Raw genomic sequence first — 22,616 nt, 5'->3', positions numbered from 1 at the left:
AACACGCATGAGCATTTTTGAAGGCTTCCTTTCCACCTCCGAGACGCTGGGCGCCTTCAGCGACCGCGCCTTCGTCGACGCCATGCTGCGCTTCGAGGCCGCGCTCGCGCGCGCGCAGGCGGCCGAAGGGCTGATTCCCGAAAGCGCCGCGCATTCGATCGTCGGCAGCTGCAAGGTCGAGCTGTTCGACGTGGCCAAGATCGTGCGCGAGAGCGGACGCGCCGGCAGCGTCGCCATCCCGCTGGTGAAGGCGCTGCGCGAGGCCGTGGGCCTGTTCAATGCCGAGGCCGCGCCCTTCGTGCACTTCGGCAGCACCAGCCAGGACGTGATCGACAGCGCGATGGCGCTGGTCACGCGCGAAGCGGTCGCGCTCGTCGAGAGCGACCTCGCCAAGGCCGCCGACGCGCTGCTGCGCCTGGCGGTGCAGCACGCCGACACGCCGATGCTCGCGCGCACGCTGATGCAGCCGGCCTCGGTCACCAGCTTCGGCTTCAAGTGCGCCGGCTGGGCTGCGCCGCTGGTGCGCAGCCGCACCCGCCTGCGCGCCGCCGCGAAGCACGCGCTGCAGCTGCAGCTCGGCGGCGCCGTCGGCACGCTGGCGCAGATGAAGGGGCAGGGCGCCGCGGTGCGCCAGCGCATGGCCAAGGAACTCGGCCTGGGCGACCCCGGCGCCACATGGCACACGCAGCGCGACGAATGGGTCGCGCTCGGCTGCGAGCTCGGCCTGCTCACGGGCAGCCTGGGCAAGGTCGCGGTCGACATCTCGCTGCTCGGCCAGTACGAAGTGGCCGAGGTCGCCGAGCCCAGCGAACCCGGGCGCGGCGGCTCGTCGGCGATGCCGCACAAGCGCAACCCCGTGGCCTCGATGGTCGCCATCGCCGCCGCGCACCGCGCGCCGCAGCGCGTGGCGGCCTTGCTCGGCGCCATGCCGCAGCAGCACGAACGCGCGCTCGGCGCCTGGCAGGCCGAGCTGGCCGAATGGCCGCAGCTGTTGATGTCGGCGCACGGCAGCGTGCGCGCCATGGCCGGCGCCTTGCCCGGCCTGCAGGTGGACGCCGCGCGCATGCGCGCCAACATCGACCGGCTGCGTGCCGAACTGCCGCGCGACGCAGCGGACGAATGGTTCGACCCGGCGCTGGCCGTGAACGCCGGCCAGACCGCACTGGCGCAGGTGAAAGCCCTGCAAGCCCAACTCTCATCCGACAAGGAACTCTCGCCATGACCGCCCCCGACACCCCGAGCAACCCCTACGAAGACGGGCTCGTCAACCGCCGCCGCGTGCTCGGCGACGCGTGGGTCGACAAGTCGCTCGCCAACCGCAACGGCTTCAACGCCGAGTTCCAGGAGCTCATCACGCGCCACGCGTGGAACGACATCTGGGGCCGCCCCGCGCTGGGCGACAAGACGCGCCGCTTCATGGTGCTGTCGATGATGCTGGGCATCCATGCCTACGAAGAATTCGCCATGCACGTGCGCGCCGCGCTCGACGGCCCGTCCGAGTCGCGCCTCACGCCCGACGAGATCAAGGAAGTGATCATGATGGCCGCGATCTACTGCGGCGTGCCGGTGGCCAACCACGCCTTCGGCATCGCGACGAACATCCTGCGCGAGAAGGGCCTGCTGCCCGCAGCACCCGCTGCTCCGTCCGCGGCGCAGTGAACGCGCCGGTCGCCCCGAAGAAGGGCCGGTTCGACGTCAGTTTCACCTTGCTGCTGCCGCTGCTGCTGGCCGCGCAACCGGTGGCCACCGACAGCTATCTGCCTGCGCTCCCCGCCATCGCGAAGGAGCTGGGCTCGGCCAGCACCAGCCTCACGCTGTTCGTGCTGGCCTTCGGCTTTGCGCAGCTGCTGTGCGGCCCGCTGGCCGACCGCTTCGGGCGTCGGCCGGTGCTGCTGGCGGGGCTGGCCTGTTATGTGGTCGCGGCTTTCGGCGGTGCCTTTGCGGGCAGCGTGGCGGTGCTCGCGGGCTGGCGCACGCTGCAGGGTTTTTCGATGGCGGCGATTCTCGTGTGCTCACGCGCCGCGGTGCGCGACCTGTATCCGGCGCACGAGGGCCCGCACGTCATGGCACGGGGCCTCACGGGGCTGGGCATGGTCGGGCTGGTGGCACCGCTGCTGGGCGCCTGGTTGGTGCAGGGCGCAGGCTGGCGCTGGGTGATGGTCGCGATGGCGGTCTATTCACTGGCGCTGTTCGCGCTGTGCTGGCGCTCCTTCGGCGAAACGCGCAAGCCGCTGGCCGGAGGCGAATCGTCCGCGCCGCGCGGCAGCACGCGCGCCGTGTTCGCGAGCCGCGCCTTCCGCGCCTGGGCCTCGGTGGCGGCGGCCACCTACGGCGGGCTGTTCTGCTTCCTGCTGCTTTCGCCGATGGTCTACATCGGCTACCTCGGCTGGTCGCCCGCGTGGTATGGCTGGATTCCGGCCGGCGGCTCGCTGGTCTACATCTTCAGCACCACGATGTGCCGCAGCCTGCTGCGCCGCTTCGGGCCTATGCGCACGGTGCGCCTGGGCGCGGTGCTGAGCATCACCGGCGCCGTGATCCAGGCGCTGGGCTGCTGGCTGATGCCGCACAGCGCGGTGCCGTTGCTGGCGGGCCACGCCGTGTACTGCCTCGGCCACGGCATCCACCAGCCCTGCGGGCAGGCCGGCGCCGTGGGCGACCTGCCGCACCTGGCGGGGCGGGCCGTGTCGTGGTCCGGTTTCGGCATGATGATGGTCGCGTTCTGCGTAGGGCAGGTCGCCGCGCTGTTCGTCGACACGCGCTTTTCGTACGGCGCCTGGCCGATGGTCGTGCCGATGCTGATGGCCGGCACCGTGCTGCTGGCCATCGCGTTCCTGTGGCTGCCGCGTCTCTCTCAACCTGTTCCGTCATCCTCCCCAAAGAAGGACTCCACCCCATGACCACTTCCACCCCCCGCCTGAATGTCGTGCGCGAAGGCGACGGCCCCTTCGTCGTGCTCAGCCATGCGCTCGGCTGCGACCTGCACATGTGGGACGGCGTGGCCGCGCAGCTTGCGCGCGCGCACACGGTGATCCGCTACGACCACCGCAACCATGGCGGCTCCGAGGTGGTGCCCGGCGTGCTGCGCGTGGAAACGCTGGCGCAGGACGCGTCCGAGCTGATCGCGCGCGAGACGGGCGGTGAGCCCGTGCACTTCGTGGGCCTGTCGATGGGCGGCATGACCGCGCAGGCGCTGGCGGTGCGGCACGCCGCGCAGCTCAAGACCGTGGTGATCGCCAATTCGGCCGCGCACTACCCCGACCAAGCCCCGTGGCGCCTGCGCGCGGAAACCGTGGCCGCCAAGGGCGTGGCCGCCATCGCGCCGGGCGCCGTGGCGCGCTGGCTCACGCCGGCCTACGCCGCCACGCCCGAGGGCGCGGTGGCCGCGCGCACCTTGCACGACACGCTGGTGCGCACCGATGCGCAGGGCTACATCGAGAGCTGCAACGCCGTGGCCGCCATCGACTTTCGCGACAGCAACCGCCGCATCGCCACGCCCACGCTGGTGATCGGCGGGCTGCAGGACGAGGCCACGCCGATGGCCATGTCCGAGGCCATGGTGGCGCAGATTCCGGGCGCGCGGCTGGCGACCATCGACGCCGCGCACCTGAGCGCGGTGGAACGTCCGGTCGAGTTCGCGCAGATGCTGATCGATTACTGGCGCAGCCTCTGAAAAAACGCCCGGCCCGCACCCCCGCGCGGGCTAGGTGTAACCCCTATTTCGTGCGAATGATGATCGGTGACGTGCGATCATCGATCAGATGGGGCTGATTTGCGTTGTGGCGCGCCCGGGCTCTTTCTACAGTCCATCCCCATGCACCGCGCCATTGCCACCGTCTCGCTCAGCGGCACCCTCCGCCAGAAGCTCGAAGCCATTGCGGCCGCGGGCTTCGACGGCATCGAGCTGTTCGAAGCCGATTTCGTCAACTTCCGCGGCACCGCCGCCGAGCTGCGCCGCATCGTGGCCGACCTGGGCCTGGCTATCGACCTGTACCAGCCCTTCCGCGACTTCGAAGGCATGCCCGAGGCGCAGTTCCACCGCAGCCTGGAGCGCGCCGAACGCAAGTTCGACCTCATGGAAGCCATGGGCGCGCCGCTGGTGCTGTGCTGCTCCAACACCTCGCCGCTGTCGGTGAACGATCCGGCGCGTGCCGCCGCCCAGCTGCACGAACTGGCCGAACGCGCCGCGCGCCGCAACCTGCGCGTGGGCTTCGAGGCGCTGGCCTGGGGCCGCCACACCTCGCGCTACGCCCAGGCCTGGGAGATCGTGCAGCGCGCCGACCACCCGCACCTCGGCCTGATCCTCGACAGCTTCCACACGCTGTCGCTGAAGGACGATCCGGCGGGCATCGCCGCGATTCCGGGCGAGAAGATCTTCTTCGTGCAGATGGCCGATGCGCCGCTCCTGTCGATGGACGTGCTGCAGTGGGCGCGCCATCACCGCTCGTTCCCGGGGCAGGGCGATTTCGACGTGGTCGGCTTCTTCGAACAGGTGCTGCGCGCGGGCTACACCGGGCCGCTGTCGCTGGAGATCTTCAACGACATCTTCCGCGAGACGCCGAACCGCCGCACCGCCGTCGATGCGATGCGCTCGCTGCTGTACCTCGAAAGCGAAACGCGCGAGCGGCTCGCCAACGGGAATGCACCCGTGCAGCCGCAGCGCGTGGAGCTGTTCAACCCGCCACCCGCGCCGGCGCTTTCGGGTCTGTCGTTCATCGAGTTCGCGGCCGACGAGGCCTCGGCCGTCACGCTCGGTGCGCTGCTCGGGCAGCTGGGCTTTCGCCGGGTGGGGCGCCACCGTTCCAAGGCCGTCACGCTGTACCGCCAGGGCGGCATCCACTTCATCGTCAACGCGCAGCCGGACTCGTTTGCGCGCCGCCGTTTCGAGGCGCACGGCACCTCGGTCTGCGCGCTGGGCGTGCGCTGCGCCGACCCGATCGCCGCCGTGGGCCGCGCCAGCGCCATGCGCTCGCAGCGCCACGACAGCCCGGTGGGGCCGAACGAGTTGCGCGTGCCGGCCATCGTGGCGCCGGGCGGCAACCTGATCCATTTCGTGCCCGAGGCGCTGGGTGCCAACGGGCTGTACGAGACCGACTTCATCCTCGAAGACGCGGGGCCCGACGCGCACGATGCCGGCCTCACGCGCATCGACCACGTCGCCCTGGGCCTGGCGCTCGACCAGCTCGACACCTGGGTGCTGTTCACGCGCGCCGTGCTCGGCCTGGAGCCCGGCGAGAGCCTGGAGCTGGCCGACCCCTTCGGCCTGATCCGCAGCCGCGGCGTGGCCAATGCCGACCGCAGCCTGCGCCTGGTGCTGAACGTGTCGCTGAGCCAGCGCACGCGCACCGCGCGCACGCTGAGCGTGACCGGCGGTGGCGCCGTGCACCACATCGCGCTCGACTGCGACGACATCTTCGACACCGTGGCCCGGCTGCGCGCCAACGGCACGCGCTTCGTGCCGATCTCGGACAACTACTACGACGACCTGGCCACGCGCATCGACGTGGCGCCCGAGCTGCTGGCGCGCATGCGCGAAGCCGGCGTGCTGTTCGACCACTCGGCGGCCGGCGACTACCTGCACATCTACACCGAGAGTTTCGACGGCGGCCTCTTCTTCGAGGTCGCGCAGCGCGTGGGCGGCTACGACGCCTATGGCGCGCTCAACGCACCCGCGCGCATGGCGTCGCAGGCGCAGCAGCCCCAACAAAAAGACTGATTTTTTCCCCTCGCATCCGACACCTTCGTCACACCACTGGAGACAACCCATGGCCCACCCATCCGCCAAAGAGCCGCAAGGCAAGCACCAGTCGAGGAAAGCCGCCGCCAGCGGCTGGATCGGCTCGGCGCTGGAGTACTACGACTTCTTCATCTACGCCACCGCCGCGGCGCTGATCTTTCCGCAGATCTTCTTTCCCAAGGGCGACCCGACCACGGCCATCATCGCGTCGCTCGCGACCTACGGCGTGGGCTATGTGGCGCGCCCCATCGGCGCCTTCGTGCTCGGTCACTGGGGCGACACGCACGGGCGCAAGCAGGTGCTGGTGCTGTGCATGTTCCTGATGGGCTTCTCGACCGTGGCCGTGGGCTTGCTGCCGACCTACGACCAGGTCGGCCTGCTGGCCCCGGCGCTGCTGGTGTTCCTGCGCCTGGTGCAAGGCTTCGCGGTGGCCGGCGAGATCTCGGGCGCGAGCTCGATGATTTTGGAGCACGCACCGTTCGGGCGTCGCGGCTTCTTCGCGAGCTTCACCTTGCAGGGCGTGCAGGCCGGCCAGATCCTGGCGGCCGCCGTGTTCCTGCCGCTGGCGCACTACATGCCTGAAGAGTCCTTCAACTCGTGGGGCTGGCGCATTCCTTTCCTGCTGAGCTTCATCGTGATCGTGGCCGGCTACATCATCCGCCGCGAGGTCGACGAGACGCCGGCCTTCGCCGAAGTCGACAAGAAGGGCGAAGTGGCCAAGGCGCCGATCGTCCAGGCGCTGACCGACAGCTGGGGCGACATGCTGCGCGTGATCTGCATGGCGCTGATGAACGTGATTCCCGTGGTCGCCACCGTGTTCGGCGCGGCCTACGCAGTGCAGGCCGCCTACGGCATCGGCTTCCAGAAAGACGTGTACCTGTGGATTCCCGTGCTGGGCAACATCCTGGCCGTGCTGGTGATCCCGTTCGTGGGCAACCTGTCGGACCGCATCGGCCGCAAGCCGCCGATCATCGTGGGTGCGCTGGCGTCGGGCCTGCTGTCGTTCGTGTACCTGTACGCCATCAGCATCAAGAACGTGCCGCTGGCCATCTGCATGTCGCTCTTGATGTGGGGCATCGTGTACCAGGGCTACAACGCGACCTTCCCGAGCTTCTACCCGGAGCTGTTCCGCACCCGCAACCGCGTGTCGGCCATGGCCATCTCGCAGAACATCGGCACCACCTTCACCGCGCTGCTGCCCGCGCTATTCGCCGCCGTGGCGCCTCCGGGCTCGACCAACATCTGGTTCACCGTGGGTGCGATCACCTTCGCCGTGACCGTGCTGGCCGCGCTGGCCGCCATGAGTGCCCGCGAGACCTACCGCGTCCACATGCACGACCTGGGCAACCCGAACGCCGTGCCGGTCGACAAGGCCGAGTACGACCGGCTGCGCGAAGAAACGCTGGCCAGCGCCCGCACGGAGCGCGAACGCCGCAAGGCCATGGCCTGAAAACCCCGCGCGCACAAAGGGGTTGTGGCGCCATGAAGAATGGCGCCATGACCGCCCATCTCAAGATCGATTTCGTTTCCGATGTGTCCTGCCCCTGGTGCGCCGTGGGCCTCGGCTCGCTCGAGGCCGCCCTGAAACGGGTGGCGCCGGAGGTCACGGCCGAGCTGCATTTCCAGCCCTTCGAGCTGAATCCGCAGATGCCGCCTGAAGGTCAGGACACCTTCGAGCACCTGAACCAGAAGTACGGTTCCTCGCGCGAGCAGCAGGCCCAGGCCCGCGAGGCGATCCGCCAGCGCGGCGCGGCCGTTGGCTTCGAGTTCAGCGCCGGGGGCCGGCCCCGCGTGTACAACACCTTCAACGCCCACCGCCTGCTGCACTGGGCCGAACTGGAAGACCCGGCCAAGCAGGTGGCGCTCAAGAAGCTGCTGCTCAAGGCCTACTTCACCGACAGCCAGAACCCTTCGGACATCGAGGTGCTGGTGCGCGCGGCGACCGAAGCGGGGCTGGACGCGGCGCGGGCCCGCGAGATCCTGGCCGGCGACGAGTTCGCGCAGGAAACCCGCGAGCGCGAGCGCCTGTACACCGACGCCGGCATCCATTCGGTGCCCGCGATCATCATCAACGACCAGCACCTGATCTCCGGCGGCCAGCCGGTCGAGGTGTTCGAGCGCGCGCTGCGTCAGATTGCGGGCGCGGAGCCCAGCCGTACCGCCACGGCCTGATGAGGCGGGGGGCGCAGGGCTGCGGCCCTGCCGTTTCGTCCTGAAACGAAGCTGACCTTCAGCTTTACCTGAGCGCGCGGCGAGGTCGGTCAACCGCCTACATCGCGAGGCGGTTGAAGGGCGCATGATCGACCGCATGCCGTTTCCGAAGCTGCACCGTTCGCGTGCGATCGCCGTGACGCTGGCCGCCGTGCTGGCGCTCACCGCTTGTTCCACCGGCCTGCTGCGCCCCGAGGGCCCGCCGCTCACGGCACTGGGCCATGCCGCCGACACGCCCGCCGCGCAATTGCGCTGGCTCGATCGTGTGAGCTGGGGCGCCAACGCCGGCAGCCAGGCCGAACTGGCGCGCGACGGCCTGCCGCGCTGGATGGGCCGCCAGCTGCGTCCCGCGCCGCGTCCGCTGCCCGCGGCGGCGCAGGCGCAGATCGACGCCATGGCCATCTCGCGCACGCCGCTCGACCAGCTCGTCTTCGCGCTCGACGCCCGGCGCAAGGCCGCCGATGCCTTGCCCGACGAAGAAGCGAAGAAGGCCGCGCGCACGGCCTACCAGCAGGAACTCAACACCCTCGCGCGCGAGGCGCAGCAGCGCTTCCTGCTGCGCGCGTTGTACTCGCCCAACCAGCTGCAGGAGCAGATGACCTGGTTCTGGATGAACCACTTCAGCGTCAGCATCCGCAAGGACCTGGTGCGCGCGATGGTCGGCGACTACGAAGAGAACGCCATCCGCCCGCACGCGCTCGGCAAGTTCCGCGACCTGCTGGGTGCCACCGCGCGGCACCCGGCCATGCTGCGCTACCTCGACAACGCGCAGAACGCCGCCAACCGCATCAACGAGAACTACGCACGCGAGCTCATGGAGCTGCACACGCTGGGCGTGGGCGGCGGCTACACGCAGGCCGACGTGCAGGAGCTGGCGCGCGTGCTGACCGGCGTGGGCGTCAGCGTGCAGCCGCCCGACGCGGCGCCGCCCGCGGTGCGCCCGGCCGTGCGCGCCGACTACGTGCGCCAGGGCCTGTTCGAGTTCCACCCGAACCGGCACGACTACGGCCCGAAGACCTTCCTGGGCCAGCCCATCCAGGCGCGCGGCCTGGCCGAGACCGACGAGGCGCTCGACCGCCTGGCGCGCGCGCCGGCCACCGCGCGCTTCATCTCGCGCAAGCTCGCCGTGTACTTCGTGGCCGACGAGCCGCCGCCCGCGCTGGTCGAGCGCATGGCCGCCACCTTCACGCGCAGCGACGGCGACATTGCCGCCACCTTGCAGACGCTGTTCGAGTCGCGCGAGTTCGCGGCCTCGCTGGGCCGCAAGTTCCGCGACCCCGTGCACTACGTGGTGGCGGGCGTGCGGCTGGCCTACGACGACGAGCGCGTGGTGCTCAACACCACGCCGATGATCGGCTGGATCAACCGCATGGGCGAGACCCTGTACGCCCACGAGACGCCCGACGGCTACCCGCTCAACGAGGCCGCCTGGGCCAGCGCAGGGCAGATGAACACCCGCTTCGAAATCGCGCGCGCCATCGGCACCGGCGGCGCCGTGCTGTTCCGCACCGACGACAAGGCCCCGCTCGAGAAGCCGCCGTTTCCGCCGCTGGCCGAGTCGCGCGCCGTGCATGCGCTGCAGCCCGGCCTGAGCGCCGACACGCAGCAGGCGCTTGCGCAGGCGAAGAACCCGCCGGAGTGGAACACCTTCCTGCTCGCATCGCCCGAGCTGATGCGGCGTTGATGGTTTTGGTTTTTCTCCCTCCCCCGCTGGGGGGAGGGCAGGGGGGGGGCCGGCGGCGTTCGATGAAGCGCAGCGATGAATGCCAGCGCCGCCGAGCCCCCATCCCAACCTTCCCCGGAAGGGGAAGGGGCAAGGCAAGAAGAAAGGACACCTGCGATGCAACGCCGACACCTGCTGCAACTCCTGGCCGCCGCGCCTTTCGTCGGCGCCGCCGCGCGCGTGATTGCCGCACCCGCGGCCGAGGGCACCAGGCTGCTCGTCGTGTTCCTGCGCGGCGCCTACGACAGCACCAGCCTGCTGGTGCCCACCGCGAACAGCGATTTTTATTACGCCTCGCGGCCCAACATCGCCATCCCCCGCCCCGGCACGCCAGACGGCGCGTTGCCGCTGGACGGCGGCGACTGGGGCCTGCACCCCGCGCTCGCGCAAAGCGTGCTACCGCTGTACCAGCGCAAGCAGGCGGCCTTCATCGCCTTCGCCGGCACCGACGACCTCACGCGCAGCCACTTCGAGACGCAGGACGCCATCGAGCTCGGCGTGGCGCCCGACAACGCGCGGCGCGACTACCGCTCGGGCTTTCTCAACCGGCTGGCCGGCGTGCTCGGCGCCGGGCCGCTGGCCGACGTGTCGCCCATCGCCTTCACCGACCAGCTGCCCATCGTGCTGCGCGGCGACGACGCCAAGGCCGCCAACATGGCGCTCGCGGGCGTGGCGCGGCAGGCCCTCGATGCGCGGCAGAGCCAGATCATCGCGTCCATGTACCGCAACACCGCGCTCGCGCAGCCCGTGGCCGAGGGCTTCCAGGTGCGCGACGAGGTGGTGCGCGCCATGCAGGCCGAGATGGACGCCGCCAGCCGCAACGCCATGAGCCCCAAGGGCTTCGAGCAGGTCGCGCGGCGCATGGCGCTCTTGATGCGCGAGCGCTACGACATCGGCTTTGTCGACGTCGGCGGCTGGGACACCCACGTGGGGCAGGGCGCGGCCAAGGGCTACCTGGCCAACCGTTTCGAAGAACTGGGCCGCGGCGTGGCCGGCTTCGCGCAGGAGATGGGCGAGCCCGCCTGGCGCCAGACCGTGGTGGTCGTCGTCAGCGAGTTCGGCCGCACCTTCCGCGAGAACGGCAACCGCGGCACCGACCACGGGCACGGCACCGTGTATTGGGTGCTCGGCGGCGGCCTGGCCGCACAGGCGGGCGGGCGCGTCGTGGGTGAGCAGCAGCCGCTGACGCAGGCCACGCTGTTCCAGAACCGCGACCACGCGGTGCTCAACGAGTACCGGGCGGTGCTGGGCGGGTTGTTCCAGCGGATGTACGGGCTGTCGACGGCGCAGGTGGCGCGGGTGTTCGGCGGTGCGACGACGAAGGACCTGCGGCTGGTCTGACGGCCCTGAGGGCAACCCTCATTCCCGATCTTTTCCGGACGCGTCGTTCGTCCCCGCTACCGCGTGGCTGCACGGACAAGCGTCGCCGCATTTACTTGTTTTCGGGGATGGTCCCGGCGCACGGCAATTACAAAAATAGACATTCAGAAACAATTGGGCGCTCCAGCCGGAGAGCGGGTTTCTCCAAAAAGGCGTCGGATGCTTTCCAAGCGAGTGAGTTCTTACGGGCGCTGCAGCGCCATGGCCGGTGTGATCGTGCTGCTGGCGGCCTGTGGCGGTGGTGGGGGAGGCGGCGGTGGCGCGGGGTTCCTGCCGATCGTCGCGCCGGCACAGCCGCAGCCCGAGCCGGCGCCTCCCGTGGTCGTGACCCACACGGTCGGCGGCACCGTCACTGGCCTCACCGGCAGCCTGGTGCTCCAGAACAATGCGGGCGACGACCTGAAGCTCACGGCCGATGGCAAGTTCACCTTCACCGCCGCGCTCGTCGAAGGTGCGGCCTACGAGGTCAGCGTACGCACCCAGCCGCTGTGGCAGTTCTGCACCGTCAGCAAGGGCAGCGGCAAGGCGGCGGCCGACGTCGGCGACGTGGCGGTCGCGTGCTCGGCGGTGCAGGCGCAAGTGTCCACGTTCGCCGGATCGGGTACCACCGGCTCGGTCGATGGCAACGGGACCGCCGCATCGTTCTACCTCCCGTACAGCGTGGTCGTCGGCAAGAGTGGCGGCCTGCTCGTGTCCGACGTAGGAACCAATCTCGTGCGAAAGATCTCGCCTGCCGGCGATGTCTCGATCTTTGCGGGCGGCGGTGCCGGTGGTGGCTCGGGGGATGGCAACGGCACGGCCGCATCGTTCGCGGGGCTGGCCGGTCTTGTGCTGGATGCTGCGGGCAATGCCTATGCAACGGAATTCAACGGCAACCGCATCCGCAAGATCACGCCGGCAGCTGACGTGACCACGTTCGCCGGGAACGGCAACAGCAGTTCGCTCGATGGTCATGGCACTTCCGCCACGTTCAATGCACCTGCGTCGGTCGCTACAGATGCCGCCGGCAACCTCTACGTGACCGAACTCTTCGGCGCCGTCATTCGCAAAATCACGCCTGCTGGCGATGTCACCACGCTGGCCGGTTCGGGTGCGCTGGGTTTCGCCGACGGCACCGGGAGCGCGGCGTCTTTCAATATGGCCTATGGCATCGCGGTCGACGCGGGCGGGACCGTCTACGTTGCCGATGGCGGCAACAACCGCATCCGCAAGATCACGCCCGGTGGCGTGGTCACGACGCTGGCGGGTTCGGGCCAGGCCGGGGCGGCCGACGGGGCCGGCAACTCGGCATCTTTCCACCAGCCGAGCGGCCTGACGGTGGACAGCGACGGCATCATCTACGTGGCCGACACGGGCAACAGCCTGCTGCGCAAGATCACGCCGGCGGGCGTGGTCTCCACGATCGCCGGCCAGCCTGGTGTGCTGGGCGCGCAGAACGGCATCGGCACGGCAGCCACGTTCAAGCAGCCTTATGGGGTGACGGTGGATGCCGCTGGCAATCTGTACGTGGCCGACACCTTCAACAACCTGATCCGCAAGGTCACGCCGGTTCGCACGCCCTGATCCCGAGGCATCGCGTCAGTGTCGGTGAGGGCAGGGGCCGTCATGCGACGGCCACGCCACCGAGAATCGGTGCATGCCTCACGCCGTCTCCCTCCTTCGCGCCGCGCGCCTGGCGCGCAGCGCCAAGCCTTTTCTTGCCCGTGGCGGTTTCAAGCGCGAGCGCTGTGCGGGCTGCCGCCTGGTGCCCAGCCACTGCATGTGCGCCGTGCGCCCTCCGGTGGCCACGCGCGCGGGGGTGTGTCTGCTCATGGCCGACATCGAGCCGCTCAAGCCCACCAACACGGGGTGGCTGGTGGCCGACGTGGTGGCCGACACCTTCGCCTTCGGCTGGGCCCGCACCGAGACCGATCCCGCGCTGCTGGCGCTGCTGGACGACCCGCAATGGCAGCCCTACGTGGTGTTCCCGGGGCAGTACGCGGCGCCCGAGCGCGTGGTGCTGGGTGTCGATCCTTCGTCGCCTGACCCGGCTGATGGCGGCGCCGCGAAACGCCCGCTCTTCATCCTGTTCGACGCGACCTGGGCCGAGGCCCGCAAGATGTTTCGCCGCAGCCCCTACCTCGACCGGCTGCCGGTGCTGAGCCTGCAGCCCGAGCAGATCACGCAGTACAAGCTGCGCAACTCCGGCCGCGACGACCATTTCTGCACCAGCGAGGTGGCGGCGATGTGCATGGACCTGGCGGGCGAGCAGGCTGCGCAGCAGACGCTGGACGCTTACCTGGGCGTGTTCACGCACCACTACCTGTGCGCGAAGAACCAGCAGCCGGTCGCGTGGGACGGCGCCGCGCACCAGCGGCTGCGCGAGGTGGCCGCGCGGCGCGATCAGGCCGCCTGAGACCGTCTGCGCGGGTGGGCCTCAGCGCAGGTCGAACAGCGCCGCCGCGTTGCCCCAGGCGATGCGCTGCGCCACGGCGGGCGGCAGGTCGCCCAGCCAGGTGCGGTAGCCGCGCATGATCTCGTCGTAGGCGCTCCAGCGCTGGTTGACCCAGGTGTCGGAGCCGACCATGAAGCGATCGGGGTGCTTGAGGATCAGCGCGCGCCACTCGGGGCACAGGCGTCCGCCTTCGCAGGTCAGGCCGGGGCGGTACGAGAGTTCGCCCATCAGCAGCGGGTAGCGCTCCAGCATCGCCTGCACGCGCTCGACCGGCGTGCCGCCGATGCCGGTGTGGGCCCAGATGAGGCGCAGCGTGCGGCCCTTCGACGGCGCATTCGCCATCAGCAGGTCGACGGCCACGTCGTCTACGTGCGCGAGCACGGCGAGTTTTTTCTCCTCGGCCAGCGCGATCAATTTCTTCGCGACGGGGCCGTTGGCGTTGGCGCTCTCGTACAGGTGGAATTCGCCGAGCCCGCGGTAGGGGCCGCTGGCCGTGCCGCGCGCCAGTTCGGCCAGCACCATCTCGTGGATGCTTTCGTCGCGGAACCAGTTGTTGTAGTCGTCGCGGTTGCGGTACAGGCGCACGAAGGGCACCACGGTGACGCCGGCGGCGCGGGTCTCGCGCGCGGCGGCCAGGGTCTGCGTGCCGGCGTTGGGCCGCGAGTTGGCGATGATGGCCTTCACCTGGTTGCGCTGCATGCGTGCGAGCGCCTCGGTGGGCGGGAAGGGGCCGGCGGTGCCGTCCCAGGCTTCCTGGTTGTAGTGCAGGTGGGTGTCGAACAGCGGGCCGTCGTAAGGCGCGGCGGTTTGCCCGTGGGCTTGGGACAGGGCCAGGGCCGCGCAGGCGGCGAAGCGGGCAATGAAGCGCATGGGGTTCTCGCGGTGAGGGCCGGGGAGCCGGATTACATCACCCCGGATCACCGCATCGGCACAGCCGCGCCCTTGTCGCCGGGCGCGACCTCGAGGCGATCGCGCGGGCCGGCGTCAGCTGCCGGCCGGATGTGTCGTCGCCTTGCGGCTGCCATCCAGCGAGTACAGCTGCGGGCGGTCTTCCACCGCGACCGCCACTGCCTCGGTGCCGTGCTCCGCGGCGCGCGGTTGCCGGTACAGCTCGTTCTCGAGCCGCCGGGCACGTTCCGCGTACATGCGGGCGAGGGCGCTGTGATGCTCTGCGGCAGCCTGGTGTTCGATGCGCGCCATCTGGGCCTCTTCGAGCAGTGCCGAGGCACGTTTCAAATAGGCCGTGTGGGTGGGCCGAAACAAGAAGTCGAACATGATTTCACACTCCTTTCCGCTGCAACAACGGTGCAATCATTGTGAACGAATGGCCTCAAAACGCCATCGCTTCCTGTGGCTGCGACGCATCGAAGAAGCGTTCTGTTTCACTTGAGTCAGACAGAATCGGTGGCGAAGAGAGGGTTCGATCACCGATGAGCAATGAGGTTCGTTTTTGTCTGGAATACCGGCTTGCCGAAGGCGGGCCCGCGCATGCCGTGCAGACCGCGTGGATGGTCGATTCACCGGCCACGCGTGCGCAGATCGAGGAAATGATTGTCAACGCGCGCGCGATGAATGCCGCGCAGGCGAAGTGGTGGGTGGAGGAGCGGCAGGGCGGCGACGCCCCGCGCTGAAACGGGCCGGGGGGGCCTCAGTCGCGCATGTTCGCGAACTTCACCAGCGTCGCGTACTTCGCCGTGTCCTCGCGCATGATCTGCCCGAGGTCTTCCTTGCCCGTGGCGGGAATGGAGCCGCCTTCTTCCAGGCGTCGGCGGATCGCCGGGTCGGCCAGGCCGGCCTGCAGCGCCGCGCGCAGGCTCTGCACGATGGGCGCGGGCAGGTCCTTCGGGCCCGCGAGCGCGAACCAGCCGCTCAGCTCATAGCCCTTCAGCTGCGGATGCTCGCCGAGCGCCGGCACCTGCGGCAGGCCGGGAAAGCGCTTGGCCGACGACACGCCCAGCGGCACGATCCGCCCGCCCTGCAGGAAGGGCGCCGCGGCGGTGGGTGACACGATCGCGAAGTCGAGCGTGCCGCCGACCAGGTCGCTCGTGAGCGGCGCGGTGCCGCGGTAGGGAATGTGCGTGAGGAACAGGCCCGCGCGCTGCTTGATCTGCTCGCCCACGAAGTGCAGCGTCGAGCCCACGCCCGAGCTGCCGTAGCTGTACTTGCCGGGGTTGCGCTTGGCCAGCGCGATGAACTCGTCGAGGTTCTTCACGCCCACCTTCGGACTCGCCACCAGCAGCACGGGCGCGACGGCGAGCAGGCTGACCGGGGTCAGGTCTTTCACCGGGTCGTAGCGCTGCGCCGGGTTCACCAGCACCGTGGCCGCCATCTCGTTGCTGGAACCGGCCAGCAGCGTGTAGCCGTCGGCCGGGCTGCTCACCGCGCGCTGCGCGGCGACCACGCCCGCGGCGCCGGTCACGTTCTCGACCACCACCGTCGCGCCGAGCTTGGCCGACAGGATGTCCGCCGCCACGCGCGCGGCCATGTCGACCGAACCGCCCGGCGCGTAACCGACCAGCAGCTTGATGGGCTTGGCGGGGTAGGTACCCTGCGCGAACGCGGGGGCGGCGGCACAGAAGGCGGCGGCGCCGAGCGCGCTCAAGACCACGCGGCGCGAAACGGAAGAAGAAGCAAGACGGGTCATCGCGGTTCCAGTACGAAAGAGTGGGAAAGGAGAAGGCCCGCTCAGGCCTGCGCGGCGAGGAAGTGCCGCACCAGCTGCACCCAGTAGCTGGCCGCGATCGGCAGGATCGCGTCGTTGAAGTCGTAGCCAGGGTTGTGGACCATGCAGCCGCCGGTGCGGTGGTGCTCGCCTTCGCCGTTGCCCACGATCAGGTAGCTGCCGGGGCAGCGCTCCAGCATGAAGGAGAAGTCTTCGCTGCCCGTGAGCGGCGCCAGCGGCGGCAGCAGGCCGTCGTCGCCCAGCCAGTCGCGCGCGACCTGCCGTGCGAAGCGCGTGGATTCCTCGTCGTTCACCAGCGCGGGGTAGCGCCAGTGGTAGTCCACCTCGGCCTTCACGCCGAGCGTGGCGGCCTGCGCCTGCGCCAGTTCGGTGATGCGCTCGCGCAGCATGGCGCGGATCTCGGGGCGGTAGGCGCGCACCGTGAGGCGCATCTGCACGCTGTCGGCAATCACGTTGGGGGCGTCGCCGCCGTGGATCGCGCCCACCGACACCACCGCCATCTCGCGCGGGTCGACGTTGCGCGACACGATGGTCTGCAGCGCCACGACGATGTGCGCCGCCGCCACCACCGGGTCGGCCGACAGGTGCGGCGCCGAGCCGTGTCCGCCGCGCCCCGTCACCGTGATCGTGACCGAGTCGGACGAGGCCATGAACGAGCCTTCCTTGAAGCCGAACTTGCCCGCCGGAAAGCCGGGCATGTTGTGCAGCGCGAAGATGGCGTCGCAGGGAAAGCGCTCGAACAGGCCTTCTTCCACCATGCGGCGCCCGCCGCCCAGGCCTTCCTCGGCCGGCTGGAAGATCAGGTGCAGCGTGCCGTCGAAGCTGCGCTCCTGCGCGATGACACGCGCGGCGGCCAGCAGGATGCTGGTGTGGCCGTCGTGGCCGCAGGCGTGCATCTTGCCGGGCACCTGGCTGGCGTAGGGCAGGCCGGTCGTTTCCTGGATCGGCAGCGCGTCCATGTCGGCGCGCAGGCCCAGGCGCCGCGTGCCCGTGCCGCATTGCAGCGTGGCGACCACACCGGTGCCGGCCAGGCCGCGGTGCACCTCGTAGCCCCACTCGGCCAGGCGCGTGGCCACCAGCTCGCTGGTGACGTGCTCTTCGTAGGCCAGCTCGGGGTGGGCGTGGATCCGGTGGCGCAGGCCGACCATCTCGGGCGCGACCTCGCGCACGGCGGGCAGCACGCTCTCGAGGGCGGCGGCGTTGTCGACGGTGTAGGTCGTCATGGGGGAATCTGTCTCCTTGCTGTCTTGCGGCGAGTCTAGGAATTCGCTGCCTGCGGGGGCAGACAGGCGCCGCCATGCGGGGGCGGGCGCAGCCTGTCGCCGCGCGCGGCTGCGGATAATCGGCCGCCATGAAGCTGCACCAGCTCCGCTATCTCGCCGCCGTCGCCTCCGAAGGCAGCATCCGCGCCGCCGCGCGGGCGCTGGGCGTCACGCAGGCCACGGTCACGCAGGGCCTGCGCGAACTGGAGGCGCATGCGCAGGTGGCGCTGTTCAGGCGCCACGGCGGCGGCATCGCCTTCACGCCGGCCGGGCTGGAGCTGCTCGAACATGCGCAGCGCGTGCTGGCCCAGCTGCGCCAGGCCGAAGACACGCTTTCACGCCACCGCGACACCGGCGCGCAGCAGCGCCTGACCGTGGCCATCACGCCCTGGATCACGCAGACCCTGCTGCCGCGCGTGGTGTCGCTGTTTCGCGAAGAGCTGCCGCACGTGCAGCTTGAGATGTTCGACGGCCTCTCCGCGCTCAGCTACCCGCGGCTGCGCGAGGGCAGCCTCGACCTGCTGATCGGCCGCATCGGCCCCGACGAGGCCATGCAGGGGCTGCAGGCGCAGCCGCTGTTCCGCTACGACATGACGGTGGTGGCACGCCGCGGCCATCCGCGGGCCGGCGCGCAGTCGATGGCCGAGCTGCTGCAGGACGACTGGGTGCTCAACTTCACGCCGGGCGAGGGCGCGAGCTTTCTGGACAACCTGTTCCGCCAGCACGGCCTGGCCGCGCCCGTGCAGCGCATCCAGCTGGCGCATTCGCCGTCGATGATGCTGGGCCTCGTGCGCAAGACCGACATGCTCACCTTCTGCCCCTGGCCGCTGGTGGAAACCGAGAGCCTGCGCCATGCGCTCGTGACCTTGCAGCTGCGCGAGCGCTTCCACAGCAATGTCGTGGGTATCGTGCGCCGCGCGCAGGAGGCGCCGTCGCACGCGGCGGCGTGTTTCATCGCGCACTTCCTGGCGCAGCTGCCGGCGTGGCAGACCTCGGACGATCCGGAGCTGCGGCGGGTGCTGCACTCGGTGGATTTCATCGAGGCGGCGCCTCACCCGTGATAGTCGCTCCACGACATGCGCACCATGCCCGGCGGCGTGGGTGCGCCGGTTGAGGCCAGCGTCACCGGCGGGTCGTCGTCCACGCGGCTTTTAGCGCGCGAGTCCCAGTCGTCGAGAAAGACCTGCTGGTAGTACTGCGCCACCTCTTCGTTGTGGATGATCAGCCCGGCGTCGCGGTTGCGCAGCACGCCGTCGCTCGACCAGTTGGTGCTGCTCACCAGCACCGCCTGGCCGTCCACGATGATGCCCTTGTTGTGGATGCTGCCCTGGACGCGGAACACGTCCTGGTTGCAGCCCGCCTCGACCAGCTTGCGGATGTTGTCGGCCGCGCTGGTGCTGCCCAGGATGATGCGCAGGTCAAGGTCCGGCTCGGTGCTGCGCTGCGCCAGCTTGCGCAGCAGCGCGCGAAAGTCGGCGTCCTTGTCGGCATCGCTCCAGGTGATGTAGGCGAACTGCAGGTACAGCGAGGTCTGCGCGCTGTCGATGAGCGCGTTGATGTGCGACAGGTAGTTGTCCGGCGTGAGCACGGGCTGCACCTTCACCGTGGTCTTCACCGCCGGCAGCCGCGCGGGTTCGACCGGCACCACCGGCCCCGCGAAGGCCACGGCCTGCTCCAGCAGGTGGTCGAGCGGCACGAACACGTCGGGCAACGTGAGTTTGGGCGCCACGTCCAGCGCCGCGTCGGCGGCGCCGTCGGCTTCTTCCTTCTCGGAGGCCTTGAGGTCGTGCAGGATGTACTTCTCGAACACCTTCGAGAGCACGGCGTCGTTGCAGATCACGTGCCACTCGCGGTTGCCCTTGCTGAACATGCCCTTGGCCTGCGCGGGCGTGGCCACGGGGTCGATGTCGGGCTGGCTGCGCTTGCTCCAGTTGCCGCTCGACAGCCAGAAGGCCTTGCCGTCGCGCACCGCCACTTTCTCGTGGTACGCGCTGGCGAAGCGGCGGCCCTTGCCGCACTGCACGAGCCAGGCCCTGAAGTCGGCCTCCTGCTGCAGCTTGCGCAGCTTCTTGCGGATGACCTGTTCTTCCTTCGTCATGCCGTCGTCCCAGCTCAGCGCCGCCGCGATGCCGCCGTTGCGCACGAGGTCCATGAAGACCTGGGCGACGTGGTCGGCGTTGAAGTCGTACATCGCCACCGACAGCGAACGCGTCGTGCCTTCGAGAAAAGGCCGCAGCACCGGCCACCCCGCATCGGGGCCGACGTGGCACAGGAAGGGCTGCTTCACGTTGTAGACCTTGTCGATGGGCTGGCCTGCAGGCGGCTTGTAGACGAGGCCGACGGCGGCTTCGGCGAGCGCGTTCACCGTGTCCTCGAAGTCCGCGCTGGCGGCCAGCTGCCGCGCCGGGTCGGCCTGCATCACGCAGACGCGGTACGGGCCGAGCTGCCGGGGCGCGCGCTCGGCCACGGGCACCTCCGATAACGGGCGCTTGCGGTCGACCAGCACGATCACCGCGGGCTCGCGCAGGAACCGGCCGTCGACCAGCGGAAAGCCCGGCTCCGCCGCCACGTAGCCGGGCAGGGCGGCCAGCTGCGCCTGGTGGGTGGCGATCACCGACCGGACCGCCGCGCGCGCGGCATCGTCGAGCACTTTCATGGAAGCTCCTTGGGCTGGGTTGTGGTGCACGCGTGTGCGGGCGCCTGCCGGCATGGCATGCGCGAAGCAAGCGCCCCGGGTGGGTCGCGTGTCAGGAGATGTTGGGCAGCCGGCGCGACAGCTCGACCGACTCGACGGCCGGGTCGGCTTCGAGTTGCTGGAGCTTGTCCAGCGGAATTTCGGCCGAGAACAGACCCGGCGAGATGTCGGCGCGCGCGGCGATGTAGTCCGGGCGCTCGGCGCCCTCGCACAGCTTGACCAGCACGACGACGCGCTCGCCCGACACCGGCGCGGGGGCGGCCGAAAAGTCGAGCTTCTTGAGCGAGCGCAAGTCGATGGTCATGAGAGGGCAGATGGGGGCGGGAACACAGATTACACCCCCCGCTCGGGTTCGGCACAACCGCACCGGGCGTGGGGGTCATGGCTGGATCGTCAGATCGCGCCGCTGCCGGCGCGGCCGTCGCCGCGCTGCGGGTCCCAGCCGGCCGGCCCGGCGCCGGGCTTGACGCCTGCCTTCAGCCTGGCGCGGATGTCGGCGATGGTCAGCTTCTTGCCCGCTTTGTGGGCCTTGGCCAGCATCAGCGCGACCAGCCCCGTCACCGCCGGTGCCGCCATGCTGGTGCCCGACTTCTTCACCATGCCGTCCTTCGTGCGCGACTGCGCGGCCTTCACCTGCACGCCGGGGGCGCTGACCTCGGGCTTGGGCCGGCCGTCGCGCGTCGGGCCCGCGCTCGAGAAGCTGGCGGCGGGCTCGCCCGTCTTGCGGGCGTCGTAGGCGCCGACCACGATCGACAGCTTGCCCGTCGACAGCGAGCCCAGCAGGTGCGATTTCACCGGGCTGCCGAAGTACGACTGGCCGCTGTCCAGGCGTTCGAGCCAGGCGTGGAACGGCACGTCGTCGGCGGCCAGGGCGTGCAGCCGCACCTTGAACTCGCCGTCGGGCCAGTTGGGTGCGAGCCAGATGCCGATCACGTTGTCCTTGTTGTTCGGGTCGGTGATGCGGCTGCTGAGGAAGGCGGCGATCTCGCCGTTGCCCGCGCCGAGCGGAAAGTTTTCGCCCGGCGCCACGCTGGCCAGCACCTGGCCGTCGGGGCCCAGCAACTCGGCGCGCAGGCGCTGGCTGCCGCCGTACCAGAGCTCGAATTCGCCACCCTTGCCGTTGACCAGGGTCCACGACACGTCCAGGTGCCCGTTGCCGGGCACCGTGCCTGCCGTGTGCGTGTTGTCTTCCTGCGAATTGCCGGCCGCCAGCACGATCGCGCGGTTGGGCTTTTGCGACACGAGCGCGTCGAAGCCCTGCTCGACCAGCGAGGTGCCGTCGTGCGGGCCGCCGTTGGTGCCCAGGCTCAGGTTGACGACGCAGGGCCTGTCGCCGGCGCGGTCGAAGATGAACTTCACCGCCTCGAGCATCTGCACCGAATCGCCGAAGGAGCTGAACACGGCGTTGTGGCCGGTCCACGCGATGTCGCGGGCCGACATCTCGACGAAGATCAGGTCGGCCTTGGGCGCCACGCCGGGTTGCAATGAGCCCCGGCCGTTGCCGCCGGCGATGTCCATCACATGCGTGCCGTGCGAGCCGGGGCTGCCCGGCATGCCCGCGCCGGGGTCGTAGCCCAGCGCCTTGTACGGATCGGCCTTCTTCAGCGCCTTGTCGATGTCGACCGCCTCGAAGAGCCGGCCGTAGCCGTAGGGGCTGTTGGCCTTGGCCGGCGCGCCTTGCTGCCACAGCGCCAGCAGGCGTGTCTTGCCGTTGGCCTTCAGGAAGTTCTGGTGCGCGAAGTCGCCGCCCGAATCGACCACGCCGATCACCACGCCGCTGCCACCGGCCGTGCCGGCGAGCGCGGGGTTGTCGGCCTGCACGCCCATCGACGCGATGGTGTTGTTCAGCGCCGGCAGCACGGGCTGCGAGGCCTTCATGCTGAGCACGGCCGGATGCTGGCGGATCGCCTCGGCCTTGCCCAGCGGAATGCGGCCCGTGACGAGCGCCGTGCCGTCGTCCGCGGTGCCGATGTCGGAGCCCGCATCGACGTCGGGAATGTCCGCCCATTCGGCATGGCTGGTGACGCGCGCCACCACCGGCACCGAATCGCCATCGGCGGACGAGATGGGCATGCTCTGCTTGCCCGCGCGGCGGTTCATCACCGCCAGCTGCAGGCGCGGGTCCATCGAGGTCTCGACGTCCATCGGCAGGCGCTGCAGCTGTGCGAGCCCGAAGGTCGACACCGGCGAGAGCCGCGTGCACAGCGCGTCGGCCGTGCCGGCGAGCGCGGCGGTGAGGGCGGGGGAGGCTTCGCCCGGCAGGTGGCCCGCGGCGGGCGCATCGGCGTGGGCCGACTGCGCCACCATCGCTGCGGCCATCTCGGGCGGAAGGTCGACCCAGCTGTTGAGCAGCTTGATCTGCCCGGTCACGTGCAGCCGCACGCTGCCCGACGACAGCGCCGGCGTCAGCACCCCGTGCGGCATCCTGGGGACTTTCGTATCAGCGGGCGAGGGCTTCTTCGCGGCGACGCGCTTCTTGGCTGGGGCCATCGGT

General features: G+C 70.0%; 20 protein-coding genes. 13 read left to right on the top strand and 7 right to left on the bottom strand.

Going from position 1 to position 22,616, the window contains the following annotated elements:
* The first annotated feature begins 7 nt into the window (after positions 1-7).
* The 11 genes from pcaB (at position 8) to FFI97_RS10600 (ending at position 13,443) form a co-directional block, all read left to right on the top strand.
* Positions 8-1,222: a 3-carboxy-cis,cis-muconate cycloisomerase gene (gene pcaB, locus FFI97_RS10650; protein ID WP_139703862.1), complete on the top strand. Its 1,215-nt coding sequence runs from the start codon at positions 8-10 to the stop codon at positions 1,220-1,222.
* Positions 1,219-1,659 carry a carboxymuconolactone decarboxylase family protein gene (locus FFI97_RS10645; protein WP_139703864.1) on the top strand — a complete coding sequence of 147 codons (441 nt, stop codon included), beginning with the start codon at positions 1,219-1,221 and terminating at the stop codon, positions 1,657-1,659. The genes pcaB and FFI97_RS10645 overlap by 4 nt, the downstream gene beginning before the upstream one ends.
* The gene (locus FFI97_RS10640) at positions 1,656-2,897 is read left to right on the top strand and encodes a multidrug effflux MFS transporter (protein ID WP_139703866.1); all 1,242 of its coding nucleotides are present in this window, start codon (positions 1,656-1,658) and stop codon (positions 2,895-2,897) included. The genes FFI97_RS10645 and FFI97_RS10640 overlap by 4 nt, the downstream gene beginning before the upstream one ends.
* Positions 2,894-3,670 carry an alpha/beta fold hydrolase gene (locus tag FFI97_RS10635; RefSeq protein WP_139703867.1) on the top strand — a complete coding sequence of 259 codons (777 nt, stop codon included), beginning with the start codon at positions 2,894-2,896 and terminating at the stop codon, positions 3,668-3,670. The genes FFI97_RS10640 and FFI97_RS10635 overlap by 4 nt, the downstream gene beginning before the upstream one ends.
* Before the next feature lie 141 nt (positions 3,671-3,811).
* A complete protein-coding gene (locus FFI97_RS10630) occupies positions 3,812-5,713 on the top strand; it encodes a bifunctional sugar phosphate isomerase/epimerase/4-hydroxyphenylpyruvate dioxygenase family protein (RefSeq protein WP_139703868.1) in 1,902 nt (633 codons plus the stop codon).
* A 49-nt stretch (positions 5,714-5,762) separates the two neighbouring features.
* Positions 5,763-7,184, top strand: coding sequence for an MFS transporter (locus FFI97_RS10625; protein ID WP_139703870.1), 1,422 nt, complete (start codon positions 5,763-5,765; stop codon positions 7,182-7,184).
* 47 nt (positions 7,185-7,231) lie between these two features.
* Positions 7,232-7,906 carry a DsbA family oxidoreductase gene (locus FFI97_RS10620; RefSeq protein ID WP_062481278.1) on the top strand — a complete coding sequence of 225 codons (675 nt, stop codon included), beginning with the start codon at positions 7,232-7,234 and terminating at the stop codon, positions 7,904-7,906.
* A gap of 124 nt (positions 7,907-8,030) precedes the next feature.
* Positions 8,031-9,629 (top strand): DUF1800 domain-containing protein, encoded by a 1,599-nt coding sequence (locus FFI97_RS10615; RefSeq protein ID WP_260684956.1) that lies wholly within the window; start codon positions 8,031-8,033, stop codon positions 9,627-9,629.
* 156 nt (positions 9,630-9,785) lie between these two features.
* Entirely contained in the window at positions 9,786-11,009 is a 1,224-nt protein-coding gene (locus tag FFI97_RS10610) for a DUF1501 domain-containing protein (RefSeq protein WP_139703873.1), read from the top strand.
* Positions 11,010-11,249: 240 nt separating this feature from the next.
* Positions 11,250-12,611 carry a hypothetical protein gene (locus FFI97_RS10605; protein ID WP_185993594.1) on the top strand — a complete coding sequence of 454 codons (1,362 nt, stop codon included), beginning with the start codon at positions 11,250-11,252 and terminating at the stop codon, positions 12,609-12,611.
* A 73-nt stretch (positions 12,612-12,684) separates the two neighbouring features.
* Positions 12,685-13,443, top strand: coding sequence for a tRNA-uridine aminocarboxypropyltransferase (locus FFI97_RS10600; RefSeq protein WP_139703877.1), 759 nt, complete (start codon positions 12,685-12,687; stop codon positions 13,441-13,443).
* A 21-nt stretch (positions 13,444-13,464) separates the two neighbouring features.
* Here FFI97_RS10600 and FFI97_RS10595 read toward each other — a convergent pair whose 3' ends face one another.
* Together FFI97_RS10595 and FFI97_RS10590 are read right to left on the bottom strand one after the other, a co-directional pair.
* The gene (locus FFI97_RS10595) at positions 13,465-14,352 is read right to left on the bottom strand and encodes an amidohydrolase family protein (protein ID WP_260684955.1); all 888 of its coding nucleotides are present in this window, start codon (positions 14,350-14,352) and stop codon (positions 13,465-13,467) included.
* A 114-nt stretch (positions 14,353-14,466) separates the two neighbouring features.
* Positions 14,467-14,757, bottom strand: coding sequence for a hypothetical protein (locus FFI97_RS10590; RefSeq protein ID WP_062474377.1), 291 nt, complete (start codon positions 14,755-14,757; stop codon positions 14,467-14,469).
* A gap of 155 nt (positions 14,758-14,912) precedes the next feature.
* Between FFI97_RS10590 and FFI97_RS10585 the strand changes: the two genes are divergently transcribed.
* Entirely contained in the window at positions 14,913-15,113 is a 201-nt protein-coding gene (locus FFI97_RS10585) for a hypothetical protein (RefSeq protein ID WP_062474379.1), read from the top strand.
* Positions 15,114-15,130: 17 nt separating this feature from the next.
* On the opposite strand, the gene FFI97_RS10580 is transcribed toward FFI97_RS10585, so the two are convergent.
* Together FFI97_RS10580 and FFI97_RS10575 are read right to left on the bottom strand one after the other, a co-directional pair.
* Positions 15,131-16,126, bottom strand: a complete 996-nt coding sequence (locus FFI97_RS10580; RefSeq protein ID WP_139703881.1) for a Bug family tripartite tricarboxylate transporter substrate binding protein — start codon at positions 16,124-16,126, stop codon at positions 15,131-15,133.
* Between the two features lie 41 nt (positions 16,127-16,167).
* Entirely contained in the window at positions 16,168-17,388 is a 1,221-nt protein-coding gene (locus FFI97_RS10575; RefSeq protein ID WP_139703883.1) for a M20 aminoacylase family protein, read from the bottom strand.
* Positions 17,389-17,516: 128 nt separating this feature from the next.
* On the opposite strand from FFI97_RS10575, the gene FFI97_RS10570 reads away from it, so the two are divergent.
* Complete coding sequence (locus FFI97_RS10570; RefSeq protein WP_144004424.1) at positions 17,517-18,488, top strand: LysR family transcriptional regulator; 972 nt, start codon at positions 17,517-17,519, stop codon at positions 18,486-18,488.
* On the opposite strand, the gene FFI97_RS10565 is transcribed toward FFI97_RS10570, so the two are convergent.
* The 3 genes from FFI97_RS10565 to FFI97_RS10555 form a co-directional block, all read right to left on the bottom strand.
* Positions 18,479-20,083: a phospholipase D-like domain-containing protein gene (locus FFI97_RS10565; protein WP_139703885.1), complete on the bottom strand. Its 1,605-nt coding sequence runs from the start codon at positions 20,081-20,083 to the stop codon at positions 18,479-18,481. The genes FFI97_RS10570 and FFI97_RS10565 overlap by 10 nt on opposite strands.
* Positions 20,084-20,174: 91 nt before the next feature.
* Positions 20,175-20,426 carry a hypothetical protein gene (locus FFI97_RS10560; protein WP_139703887.1) on the bottom strand — a complete coding sequence of 84 codons (252 nt, stop codon included), beginning with the start codon at positions 20,424-20,426 and terminating at the stop codon, positions 20,175-20,177.
* A gap of 89 nt (positions 20,427-20,515) precedes the next feature.
* Entirely contained in the window at positions 20,516-22,612 is a 2,097-nt protein-coding gene (locus tag FFI97_RS10555; protein ID WP_144004423.1) for a S8 family serine peptidase, read from the bottom strand.
* Positions 22,613-22,616: the final 4 nt, after the last annotated feature.

It is taken from the genome of Variovorax sp. KBS0712 (assembly GCF_006323185.2).
GTDB classification, from domain to species: domain Bacteria; phylum Pseudomonadota; class Gammaproteobacteria; order Burkholderiales; family Burkholderiaceae_C; genus Variovorax; species Variovorax boronicumulans.
Note: the sequence above shows the minus strand (reverse complement) of the source record. Positions and strands in the feature narration are given on the sequence as shown.